At 57.5% G+C, this 11,998-nt stretch carries 6 protein-coding genes and 1 pseudogene; 2 read left to right on the plus strand and 5 right to left on the minus strand.

Translation table 11 applies throughout. The features are described 5' to 3' along the window. Window positions 1-344 precede the first annotated feature (344 nt). The gene (locus SH661x_RS12790) at window positions 345-5,066 is read left to right on the plus strand and encodes an autotransporter domain-containing protein (protein ID WP_437221958.1); all 4,722 of its coding nucleotides are present in this window, start codon (window positions 345-347) and stop codon (window positions 5,064-5,066) included. 307 nt (window positions 5,067-5,373) lie between these two features. Further along, on the plus strand, window positions 5,374-6,411 hold the full coding sequence (locus SH661x_RS12795) for an IS630 family transposase (protein WP_437221960.1): 1,038 nt from the start codon (window positions 5,374-5,376) through the stop codon (window positions 6,409-6,411). 49 nt (window positions 6,412-6,460) lie between these two features. Here SH661x_RS12795 and SH661x_RS12800 read toward each other — a convergent pair whose 3' ends face one another. The 5 genes and pseudogenes from SH661x_RS12800 to SH661x_RS12820 all read right to left on the minus strand — a co-directional run. Continuing rightward, window positions 6,461-7,774, minus strand: coding sequence for a DUF1552 domain-containing protein (locus tag SH661x_RS12800; protein WP_437221962.1), 1,314 nt, complete (start codon window positions 7,772-7,774; stop codon window positions 6,461-6,463). A 1-nt stretch (window position 7,775) separates the two neighbouring features. Continuing rightward, the gene (locus tag SH661x_RS12805; RefSeq protein WP_437221964.1) at window positions 7,776-10,385 is read right to left on the minus strand and encodes a DUF1592 domain-containing protein; all 2,610 of its coding nucleotides are present in this window, start codon (window positions 10,383-10,385) and stop codon (window positions 7,776-7,778) included. 74 nt (window positions 10,386-10,459) lie between these two features. After that, on the minus strand, window positions 10,460-10,894 hold the full coding sequence (locus SH661x_RS12810; RefSeq protein ID WP_437221967.1) for a hypothetical protein: 435 nt from the start codon (window positions 10,892-10,894) through the stop codon (window positions 10,460-10,462). A gap of 73 nt (window positions 10,895-10,967) precedes the next feature. Further along, window positions 10,968-11,111, minus strand: coding sequence for an H-X9-DG-CTERM domain-containing protein (locus tag SH661x_RS12815; RefSeq protein WP_437231195.1), 144 nt, complete (start codon window positions 11,109-11,111; stop codon window positions 10,968-10,970). Further along, window positions 11,088-11,932: pseudogene (locus SH661x_RS12820) on the minus strand (DUF1559 family PulG-like putative transporter); the annotation flags it as partial. The gene SH661x_RS12815 and the pseudogene SH661x_RS12820, both read right to left, overlap by 24 nt. Window positions 11,933-11,998: the final 66 nt, after the last annotated feature.

Genomic DNA, 11,998 nt, shown 5'->3' on the forward strand with positions numbered 1-11,998 from the left:
CAGCGGTCAGGAAGTGCATCAGTCCTCCCCACCGTAAACATCCGTCGTTTCATTGCCCCGCTGGCGATGATTCGGAAGGCGGGGCGTATCTCTCAAAATGCGTCTACAGATGCGAATTCGTCTCGCCCGTTCCTGTCCGCAGCGTACTGCAAGGGGATCAGTGAGCGGGCCGATGGTGCAGGATGTAGGGGATTTCCCGGTCTCAACGAACGCACCGATCTCAACCGGTTTACCTGTCGAACTGCTGCTAAATTGCAGCACACATTTTATGGAAAGGGATGTCTTTCTACCGACTAACTGGGTGGGATATTTTCCTAGACCTCCACTGCCTCGCAGGATGCGAGATGAAAGGCCGAGTCATGAAGACGGGCAAGTTTTTCGGTTTGCTTTGGAAACGATCTGCTCTACGTAACGCGGCAGCTTCGCTGCTGGGATTGAGCTTGGGATTCAATGGAATCCCTCTCTGGCCATCACTTTACGCCGCTGAGTACACCGTCACCAGCGAAGCCGACACGGAAGATGAAGGGACCCTTCGCTGGGCCATCAATCAGGCAAATGCGAATCCTTCTCAATCGGATTCGATTCAATTCGCTGCGGATGTCGCGCACATCACTTTGTCCAAGAGTCTCCCGGTCATTGATAAGAAGGGGGGCTCGCTCTCAATCGCAGGCTCCGGCGCAGCCTCTTTGAAAATCGATGGCGCGTCAGGTTCTCGTCCCTTCTTTGTGTATCAGGGGGAAGTGGAGATCAAGGACGTCACAATCGCCAACGGCAGTGCTCAAGGTGGTGACGGAGGATCGGGACTGGCCGGGGGAGGGGGCGGCCTGGGAGCAGGGGGTGCGGTCTTCGTGGATCAGTCCGCAAATGTCACGTTACGGAACGTCGAAATTGTCAACAGCTCCGCTGTGGGAGGGAATGGGGGCAATGCAGGATCCGGCGATGGTGCTAAGGGAGGAGGGGGCGGAGGCGGTCTCGGAGGGGCAGGCGGTGATTCCGTTGGAGCTAATGCAACCGGGGGAGGTGGAGGCGGTGGATATCTCGGGAGCGGCGGAAATGCCGTGTCGGGTGGTGGGGGCGGCGGGGGAGGTGTCTACGGAGACGGCGGGCAAGGATCTCTGGGGGGAGGCGGAGGAGGGAGCTTCGCTCAGGGAGGAAATGGGGACGAGGGTGGGGGTGGAGGAGCGGGCCTGGGGGCTGGAGGGAATAGTTCCGGAACGACGGCCGGAGCTGCAGGTGCCGAGGGCGGCGGATCGGGCGCTCCCGTCGTGATGTCTTATGGGGGCGGGGGCGCCGGTGGATCCCCAAGTGACCCCGGAGGAAAGGGAGACTTTACCACCGGTGGAGATTCCGGGTTGTACGGTGGTGGAGGTGGAGGAGCCGAGGGTAATTCGCCAGGTGGACATGGGGCCGGTGGAAATGCCCGCGAGTTCGGCGGTGGCGGCGGTAACGGTGGTAATGGGGGTGATTTTGGCGGGGGAGGCGGCGGGGCTGTTGGTCGAACGAATGGAGGCTTTGCAGGCTTTGGCGGTGGCGGAGGAGGCGCGAGCGCAGACGGATCGAGCGGAAGCGCGATGGGGGGAATGGCATCGTTCGGCGGAGGAAATGGCGGAGGCACCAACGGCATCTCTGGCGCGACCGGCCCCGGCGCCGGGGGTGGGGACGGGGGTGGCGGCTACGGGGGTGCGATCTTCGTGCGTCAGGGGGGAACGCTCACGGTCGTGAATTCGAATGTCTCTGAGAGTTCCGTGCATGCCGGAACTGGAGGGCAAGGTTACGGAGAAGGCTCTGCCGCCACGAACGGGGCGAATGGAGAGACTTTCGGGGCCGGCTTCTTTTTCATGAGCGACACGAACATCAATCTCAAGGTCGATGCTCCTGATACCGTGACCTATGACGACGACATCCACACCGGTGCCACGCTCAACAAGGCCGGTGATGGAACGTTGACGATCAACGGCATCATCTCCGGAAAAGGGGCTGTCAAAAACAGCGATGGCGGGACCCTGGAGCTGACGGGCGTCAACACTTATTCGGGGGGAACGACGGCCAATGCAGGGACTATCGCCATCACGGATGACAACAATCTGGGAGACAGTTCCTCAGGGTTCACCTTCAACGGGGGAACACTTCGGACCGATGCCGCCCTCTCGTCGGCCCGCACCATGAATCTCAATGCCGGCGGCGGCACGATCGACACCAACGGGTTCGACTCCACCTTTACCGGAGAGTTTTCCGGACCCGGTGGCCTCACCAAGGACGGCGAGGGGACGCTCACTCTCACCGGTGCCCTGGATTATGTTGGTGACACTCATCTGAAGGCCGGAACTCTCGCTCGCACCGGAGAGAATGCAGGCTTCGGGACAGGAACGATTCAGGCTGATGGAGGGAATTTGCAGTTCAATGGCGGCTCCGAGAAGCAAAATGTCTACAACGGAATCGCGCTCAACCAGGACCTCACGGTGGTCCAGAATGGACCTCCAGAAGAAGAGAGCCTGTTAGTTCTCTATGGGAACCTCTCGGGACAAGGGAAGTTGACTTTCGAACGCGGGCAGGAGGACTCGGCGTCTTCCCTGTGGCTATACGGCGATAACAGTGAGTTCACCGGAGGGATTGAAGTTGGTGAAAATACCGCTGTTACCGCCATGGGCGGGAAGTCCCTGACCCAGCAGAACGATGTTCATATCAACGAGAACGGCCTGCTGACCATCTACAGCTTCAATACTGCGTCAGTGGGAAACCTGACAGGCACGGGAACTCTGCAGGTCGACCTTGGCGCGGAAGTGACCGTAGGGACCGATGAAGATGCGACCTTCGATGGGGACATCGCCGTCGTTTACAACGGAATCCTGATCAAGGATGGCACGGGAAGTCTGACTTTGACAAAGGACTCGGCTCTCGACGCAAAGCTCTCCGTGACCGTTTCGGAAGGAACGCTGATCGGTTCAATTGCGGCTTTCAACGACCACGCGTTCACCAACAACGCGAACCTGATGATCGATGATGACAAAGACGGAACTTATGGTGGAGTGATCAGCGGCACAGGCGTTTTCACCAAAGCGGGTAAAGGCGATCTCGAACTCACGAAAACCAACACCTACTCCGGTGGAACCAAGCTTCAAGGCGGAACGCTGTCGATCAGCAAAGATGGGAATCTTGGGAATCCCTCTGGCGGGATCACGTTCGACGGAGGAAAGCTGCTGATTCTGGACGACCTCGAAACCAGCCGGGACGTGATCGTCGAAGCGAACAACGGAATCTTTGACACCAACGGCTTCGATTCCATCTGGGACGGCACTCTGTCCGGCAGCGGCACGTTGGACATCACAGGCAAAGGCCTGTTGACACTGGAAGGCACGGGGACACACACCGGAACGTTGAACGTTGTCGACGGACATCTGGTGGTCAACGGAACTTATGGAGCTAGTCGGGCGGAGGTGGCAACAGGCTCGCAGCTGTCCGGCTCGGCAACGCTTGGCAGTATTGTCAACTACGGACTGGTCAGTCCCGGAAACGGCATCGGGACGATGACGCTCAATGGATCGTACACTCAGTATGCTTCCGGAACACTGCAGATTGAGATTAACGATGGCTCGTCCACTCCCGTGGCGGGGGTGAACAACGACTTCGTCAACATCACCAAGGGAAAAGCCAATCTCAGTGGAATGGTGGACGTCGTTGCGACCAGCGGAGAGGGATACACCAACGGGATGCGTTTCGACTTCTTCTATGCGGACGGAGGTCTCGACGGCGAATTCGACGGCATCACCGACAACCTCGCCTTCTTCAACGCGGTCCTGGGATACGATGGCGGTCTGGCCTACTTCACGCTCAAGTCCGCTGAATCTGACTTCGCGAAGTTTGCCACGAACTTCAATCAGCTGAACATCGCTAACTACCTCGATTTTCACAGCGAATCTCCCAGTGAGGAACTGAGCGCCCTGATTGCACAGCTCGAGCAGATGACGGAAGAAGATCTGCAGATGGCGTTAAGCCAGATGACCGGCGAAATCTACGGCAGCGTCGCGCAGATTCAGGTTCAGAATGCACTGATGCTGCAACTGATGCTCCGGCAGAACATCCTTGGTGATCAACAGACCGTGAATGGCTTTGCTGCCAATGCTCAGCCGGCGATTCAACGAGGAACGAATCAGGCCAACATCTCTGTGGTGAAGCACACAAACGCCGGGAAGTCGATCTATCTGATCGACTATATGGATCGCCTCACCGCGGATCAGACTCGTGGCTGGATCAGCGGTTACGGACTCGGCGGTACCGCCGACAGTGACGGCAATGCCGGGGCTGCTCGCTATGGGATTGGCGGGACCCTGTTCGGCCTGGACCGAAGCCTCGACTCGATCCACACTGTCGGTCTCTTCGGCTCCTACTCGTATCTCGATCTGAAGACTCCCAGCCGCGGTCAGTCTGTCTTTTCAAACGGAGGACAGTTTGGAGCCTACGGGATTCGCGATCTGGACTGGACCTACACGATGCTCACCGGTGCCATCGGGTTCAGCGAGTACGATTCGACACGTCACATCACCGCCGGCGGACTGGGGTCGAAAGCGACTGCCAATTACCAGGGGTGGCAGGCGAATACCTGGCTTGAACAGGGACTGCGGTTCCGCAATGGAGAAGTCGTTCTGCAACCGTTTGCTGCTCTGAATTACATCTACGTCGGTCAGGATGCCTTCAACGAGTCCGGTGCTGGGGTGATGAACCTGTCGGTCGATCGCATCGACGCCAATGCACTGCGCGGCGTGCTCGGAACTTCACTGTTCACAAACGTGACTGGACGTCGTGGAGGAGTGTGGACTCCGACAACCCGGGCCATGTGGCTGCACGAATTCCTGGATCCGGAAACGAGTCTGAACACCACCTTCACCGGTGTCGGCGGGCCGAGCTTCGCGACTCAGGGGCTGAACTTCGGTCGTGACTGGGCTGTTCTTGGGGGGGGACTGAGCTGGCAGGCCACCAGCCAGTTCTCAGTCTTCGCGAACTACGACATCCAGATGAACGATTATCAGGTCTTCAACGTCGGCAGCGGAGGTCTGCAGTACATCTGGTAAGATGAGCTTCGCGGAATATCCGATCTGAAACTCGCCCCGTGAGATCCTTCAGAGGTCAGCATCTCTGAACTCTCACGGGGCCTGTTCGATTTAGACCAGTTTGGTCTATCATGTGCAGGCGATTCAGGATTTTCACCGCATGAAAGTCCATATGATCGCCTGCGGAACGGAATAGATTATTGGCAAAACCGCTCTAAATAGCTCCACATCGTTTCCGGAGCGTCGTTTTCGATTGGTGTAGGAACAAAAACAGGCTTGGTCTACGTTGGGGAGGTGTACCACCACTTCCCTTTCGAGGAGTCAAGCCATGGATGGCAGTATCCAGCTCACAGCTCAGGAACGCAAGATGCTTTTGCAGGCCTATCGCTCTGGAGCCGATCTCTCCACTTCTCGACGGGCTCATATTGTTCTGCTCCGGGCCCAAGGCCTGACCTGGCAGCAGATCAAAACCGTGCTGTTTTGCAGCTTCGACCTGATTTCGACCACGTTGAAATTGTTCACGCAAGGGGGAGTCGCTGCTGTTCTGCAAAAACCGTCTCCGCAGCGTTCCTTTCCAGTCTGGATGACACAGGTCCTGCGGTGGGTCACTCAGTCCACTCCCCGGGATTTTGGATATTTCCGCTCCCGCTGGTCCTGTGAAACGCTCGCTCACCTGCTGGCGTTTGAAACCGGCCTGCGATTGAGCGGAGAAACGATCCGCCGGGGACTGCATCGGCTGGGCTTGGTCTGGCGTCGCCCCCGTCCAGTGGTCGGCCCGGTTGATCCCCAGCACGCTGAGAAATTTCAGGCAATCCAACATCTTCTGAAGAATCTTTCCCACAACGAAGTCGCCGTCTTTCAGGATGAAGTGGACCTGAATTTGAACCCCAAGATTGGCAGCATGTGGATGAAGAAAGGTCAGCAGGCCGAGGTGGTCACGCCGGGGAACAATCAGAAGTGCCATGTGGCAGGCTCGCTGATCTGGGGGACGGGAACACTGCTGGTGAGTCGTCCCTGCTGGCGACGAAACACGGTCCAGTTCCTGGCCCATCTGGACGACCTGCGTTTCCGACTCAGGAGCTTCCGGAAGATCCATGTCATCTGTGACAACGCCAAATTTCATGACTCGAAAGCGGTGAAAGCCTATCTGCAGAAATGGAGTCACCGGATCGAAGTCCATTTTCTTCCCAAGTATGCTCCGCAGTCGAATCCCATTGAACGAGTCTGGTGGCACCTGCACGAGACGATCACGAGAAACCACCGCTGCCAGACCTTGGAAGAACTGATTGACCAGGCGTACGAATGGTTCGAGGTGAATAATAATCACTACCTCGACATGCGACACTCCTTCGCCAAAGCCGCTTAAAACTCACTCCGAGGACGTGGAGGTCCTATTTAGTGACGGGTGAAGCTTTTCACGCTTCCAGGCCCGTGAGAGACCCTGTACTGGATCCAAACTGGTCTGTTTCGATTTCCATCCGCTGCAGCATCGACACGAACAGATTGCTCAGCGGAGTATTGTGGTCGCTGCGGAAGGTGAGATGCTGGCCGTGCTGAAATCCACCCCCCGCCAGCAGGCTGGGAAGATTCGTGTTGTCGTGAGTATTCGCGTCCCCCATGTTGCTCCCGTAGAGAACCATCGTGTGATCCAGCAGGCGGCCGGGGCCTTGAGTGTTTTCTGCCAGTGACTGCAGCAGTCCGCGAAGGAGTTTCATCTGCAGATAGTCCGCTTTGCGGAGCTGCGCCACCTTCTCCTCCAGTTTTCCGTGATGGCTGAGGTTGTGATAGCCATCCGTGGTGGTGGTCTTCTCATCAAGTTCGAACGCGGGAGTCGCGAAGGCATCGACCATGAGAGTGACAATCCGGGTCGAGTCGGACTCCAGCGCCAGCCGGGCCATGCGAAGCATCAGATCGAACTTTTTAAAGAAGAGTCGCTGCTCATGACACTCGTCGGGAACGGGGAGTTCCGTGACGGGCTTGGGCCGCTTCTCCCAGTCCCCTGCTGACTGCAGTCGATCTTCAACTTCCCGAATGGCGGTGAAATACTGATCCAGCCGGGATCGATCGTCCCGCCCGATTCTTCCGTTGAGCACCCGGGCATCATCCCGGATGGCGTCGAGGATGCTGGCCCGCTGCTCGAGTCGTTTGAGCTGTCGTCCCGTCTCCTCCGGATTCCCTTGCAGAAACATCTTGCGGAACAACGCGGGGGCACTGTCTTCAGCCGGCAGCAGCGAACCGTCCCGCGTCCAGGAAAGGCTGCGGTTTGCCTTATCGATGTTCACCCCGAGATTGATCGTCGAGAAGCGAGTGACCGGGCCGAGTGCTTCAGCAGCATACTGGTCCAGAGAAATCGTGTTGCGAAAGCCACTGTGAGTCGGCCCGCGTGCCGCGGTCAAGAAGCAGTTCTCGGTACTGTGTCCGCCATCGACATCCGGGTGAGAGAGGCCGCTGAACACCGTGAAGTCATCACGAAAATCGGCAAGCTCCTGCAGGTACGGGGAAAGCTCCATCTCCCGTCCAGCACCTCGAGGAAAGAACTCATCGGAGAGAATCCCCAGGTTATTGGAGATCAGCAACATGCGTGTGGGAGGATGATCGGCAGCGATGTCCCCTGCCCCCGAACGTCGATTCAGCGATTCCAGCCAGGGGAGAGCCAGACTCACCCCCATCCCTTTCAGAAAAGAGCGGCGAGGGAAACCAGCCACGCGGGCAGGTCGATGGGTGTTCATGTCAATCATCCTTCTTCGCCTGGCAACCTGGTTGTCCCAGGAAGATTCTGCTGGTGATCAGCCCGCGTAGAAGATCCCCGACGCGATAATCGTTCGGGGCACAGTCATCGAGAATCCGTTCGATCTCATCACGATCGGAGAACCGAACAGGAGTTCCTGTGGAATACACCGTGAACTGCTGGAGGAGATTCCGCGCCAGCGGACGGTGATCTGCCAGGAACAACTTCTTCAATTCGTGGATGTCCGAAAATTGTTCGCCACTGAGCAGCTTCCCGCCGGCTTCGACAGGAGCGGTCAAGACATAAGCAAAATCATGTCCGGCGCGGTCGATGCCGGTCACCTGCTCACCTTCTCCGAGTCCGCGATACCGGGTCTGCCACGCTCCGAGGATGTCGAAGTTTTCCAGGGCCAATCCCACCGGGTCGAACTTCGCATGACATCCGGCACAGGCAGCAGACTTCGTATGAAGCGACAGAAGGCCGCGGATGGTCTTGGCTCCCCGGATATCAGGTTCGACCGCGGGGACCTTCGCCGGGGGTGGCGGAGGTGGCTGACCGATCAGACGATCCATAATCCACGCCCCTCGCACCACGGGCGAGGTGGTCGTTCCATTGGCTGTCACTTTTAATATCGCTGCCTGAGTCAGCAGTCCGCCATACGGACTCCCATCCGGGATCGTCACCTTCCGCATGGCAGAGCCGTCAACGTCAGGAAATCCGTAGTGCCGGGTCAGTCGATCGTTCACAAACGTGAAATCGGAATCAATCAGCACGTTCGCCGGAAGGTTCTCACGGAACATCGCGGTGAAAAACGCCTGCGTCTCCCGTTCCATAGACTCGACCAGATAATTGTCGAAGCGGTATTCCGGATGGAGTTGCACATTCGGCTCATCTCGCTGGAGATGACGCAGATTCAGCCAGTAGTCGGTGAAGCTGTGAATGAACCGCTCGAATTCCGGAGATCCGATGAGTCGATCGGCCTCCGCGCACAGGGTGTCGCACTCGCGGAGCCGATGTTCCCGGGCCAGCTGCATCAGTTGAGGATCCGGGCGGGTATTCGCGAGGAAATGAGACAGGCGGTTCGCAATTGCAAACTGATCTTCCTGTCCGACAGGCTCCTGCAGATAAAGCATATGGCTGGAACACAGGAACGCCTGATACCCTGTCAAAAGGGCTTGAGTCAAACTCTCACCCCGATCCAGCTGCGAGAGGACGAGCTGCTCGAACTTCTGAATGGAGTCCTCGGGAACAGGGGCGCGAGCCGCTTGTGCGATGAATCGCCGCAGCAGCCGGGATGCGTCGGCAGCAGGGTTCTCTGAAATCACCTCCACAGCCAGTCCATCCGATCCCGAACCGGGCCCAATCGGGAGCTCGTCAAAGAGAACGCGATGCGAGGCGGGCGGCCACTCGGCGGGTGTCAATGGCCCTTCGATTTCCAAGAGCTGAAACGCTCCCCCCGGCTGCCCGTCCTTTGGAAACGGAGGATACCGGTAGGTCGGTTCTCCTCCGTTCACGTTACGGGCGAGCGGAACAGGGAGACCGAGCAGACTGTATTCGATCGTCTCTCCGACTTTCAGGAGGACGGTCGTCTCGTAAGTGGCAACCTCAGGCTGAAGATCAATCAGTCCGCCGGTCGCACGGACATCGCCGGAGACGTCAGGCCCGGAAGGCTTCCGGGCGCGGAACGTCATCGGAACAGGCCGGGTTGCCGGCTGGAGGATGAATCCCGGGAGCTGCACGACCGCGCGACCGGTGAACCGGACTCGATATTCACCAGCTTTCTGAGCCACGAACCCGACGGGGTACCCGTAGTACGGCCAGTGAGCGGAACGGAAGATCGCCAGTTCCACGGTCTCGTCATCGCGCAGCTCTTTTAACTGTTCATCGCTCAGTCCCTTCGAATCCCGGGCGAAAAACATCGCCTCGCGATTGCCGAAGGTCCAGGTCTCGGCAAACAGGTTGCGTCCCACCGCCCGGTATTTCGCTGGAACCGGAGGCTGCACCGCCACAGCGACCGCCTGATGCAATGCTTCTTCGGCAGCGTTCAAATAGGCGGTCAACTGCACGCGCGAGAGGTCGAGAACTTCCGTGGACTTGTTGAAGTGAAAGGCCTCACGGTCCTGCGGAAGCATGTCCCGAATGTCAAGCAGCGGAAGCTGGAGGACGTCCCGCAGGTTCTGCTGATACTCATCCCGATTCAGCCGACGCATCGGCCCGCGACCGTGATCCGCAACGTCTGCAAGATCCGCTTCGAGAAGAGGTCCGCGCAGCGAGGTGACGAATAGTTCGCGTTGATCCTTCGGTAAGTCGTCCGCATCCGGCGGCATCTCTCCGGTCCGGACCCGGTCAAAAATCTTGACCCATCTCGCACGGACTCCAGCGTCAGCAAGATCCGTAGAGATCCCGCCGATGTTGAGTCCCCCTTCAGCGTTCTCCTCGCTGTGACAGCCAGTGCAGGTGGATTCGAGAACGACTGAAACAGGCTCGGGGAAACTGAAGCCTCGGGCGTCTTCACTGTTCGCGACACCGGATATCCCCAGGCAAATCGCCATAGTCAGGGCTGAAAGCACAGCCTTGTCACGGTCAGTCATCAGGTCGAACGCAACTTTCATAGTTCACAGAGCATCTCTTCGTGGCCTCTGGTTCCGCAATTCGAGTGATCTGCAGAGGCAGATGCCTGGCAGCCTCACTTTTTCTTGTCTGGATCACTCGTTAATTGAAAATCGTGACCACCGGAAGCAGCTGGCTGCAGATTCACAGTCAATGTCGACTTTCGGTTGTATTTCGTGGGAATGATGCTGGCATATTCATCCACGAGCTTGCCGCCGAAATCGGTGATCTTCTTTCCGTTGGGAGCCGAGGCATTGATCTCGACGCGATACTCCCCTGGAACCGGTCCGGTATTCAGCGGAAAATGATAGTCACCATTTTCGATCCGGGTGCCCACGACCGGCCCATCACCCCGTGGGAAGAATGTAATCGAACCGTCTTTGAGCGGCTCGCCATCGAGGGTGACTTTCCCACGCACTTCGACGCGGTTTAAACCGTCTCCTCCTGAGCACCCTGCCAAGAACAGGGTGCTCAGAACGAACACAACGACACTGAAGTGGCGATAGCGCATTTCATTGTAACTCTGGTTAAGTAGTGGTAAGTCGATCAGGTACGCCGATGCTCGAGGCTGCATCCGTTACCCATCACCACTCCCCAAGCACTTCCCCCCCGTTCATCGAACTGAGCCCTCGCCACGTATCCAGATGGATATTATTGGAAACAAAGCGAACTGAACCGTCTCCGAGAAGTGAGTGAACGCCGCCGGTATGCAGGCTTCGGGCAGCCAATGTGTTATCATACCATTCGCCTTTCACAGCTGGGAGATTTCCTTTGGCGTCATGGGCCGCTCCATAGTACACGACGTCTTGTGCAGTCGAATTTGGGCTGAGCTTTGTGCTGATGCAATAGGTATTGGGCTCGTCATTCCAGGTCCACCCGCGGAAATCAACTTCCCCTTCCGTGCTGGTAGCACTTGTGGCGGCTTTCACCATTTCCATCATCAACAATGTGTTGCTTGTTCCATCGGTGAAATCAGCTAAACGAGCGCCGAAAGCGTTTCGAAATGGAGGAAAATTACTTCCAGTACCGATGAGGGAGCTCCTGGTGTCGCGCACGTCGTAGTCACCGTCTCCATTGATGTCACTCCAGGTTCCTGACCCCCAGTTGACCCCATAATTTCCGCGAGGACCGTACGAAGTCGTCCCGTACATCATGATGGACTCTTTGTCGGTCGGGCAGTACCAGGTGGGGATTCGAGCGAGCAGCACGTCGAAAGTCAGCTGATTATTCCATGAGCGATTGTGGTCATATTTATTGTAGATCGCCGCCTGCTCAATAAAGGGAGCACAAACAGCATGAAGGGAGTCCGTTTTCCTTCTCCGCTGGCTGCCCCGACCCGGTAAAGCATGCCTGGAGGCATGCGATTGTGGGTATCGGAATAATTGTGGATCGCCAGCCCCAGCTGCTTCAGATTGTTTTTACATTGACTCCTGCGGGCGGCTTCCCGTGCCTGCTGAACCGCCGGAAGCAACAATGCAATCAAGACTGCAATAATCGCAATGACCACCAGCAACTCGATTAATGTAAATCCCCGGCGATTAGAAACCATCTCACGCTCCCGATGTTTAGAACAGCTTCCTCCGCCCTGGAAGAGTTCCCAGGCACGAGGATGCAA

Origin of the sequence: Planctomicrobium stercoris (genome assembly GCF_051465655.1) — a bacterium.
Lineage (GTDB): Bacteria > Planctomycetota > Planctomycetia > Planctomycetales > Planctomycetaceae > Planctomicrobium.

What these genes read in the sequence shown, in the direction of transcription:
- SH661x_RS12790 (WP_437221958.1), top strand. Translation starts at nt 345, where the DNA reads ATGAAAGGCCGAGTCATGAAGACGGGCAAGTTTTTCGGTTTGCTTTGG.
- SH661x_RS12795 (WP_437221960.1), top strand. Translation starts at nt 5,374, where the DNA reads ATGGATGGCAGTATCCAGCTCACAGCTCAGGAACGCAAGATGCTTTTG.
- SH661x_RS12810 (WP_437221967.1), bottom strand. Translation starts at nt 10,894, where the DNA reads ATGCGCTATCGCCACTTCAGTGTCGTTGTGTTCGTTCTGAGCACCCTG.
- SH661x_RS12800 (WP_437221962.1), bottom strand. Translation starts at nt 7,774, where the DNA reads ATGAACACCCATCGACCTGCCCGCGTGGCTGGTTTCCCTCGCCGCTCT.
- SH661x_RS12805 (WP_437221964.1), bottom strand. Translation starts at nt 10,385, where the DNA reads ATGAAAGTTGCGTTCGACCTGATGACTGACCGTGACAAGGCTGTGCTT.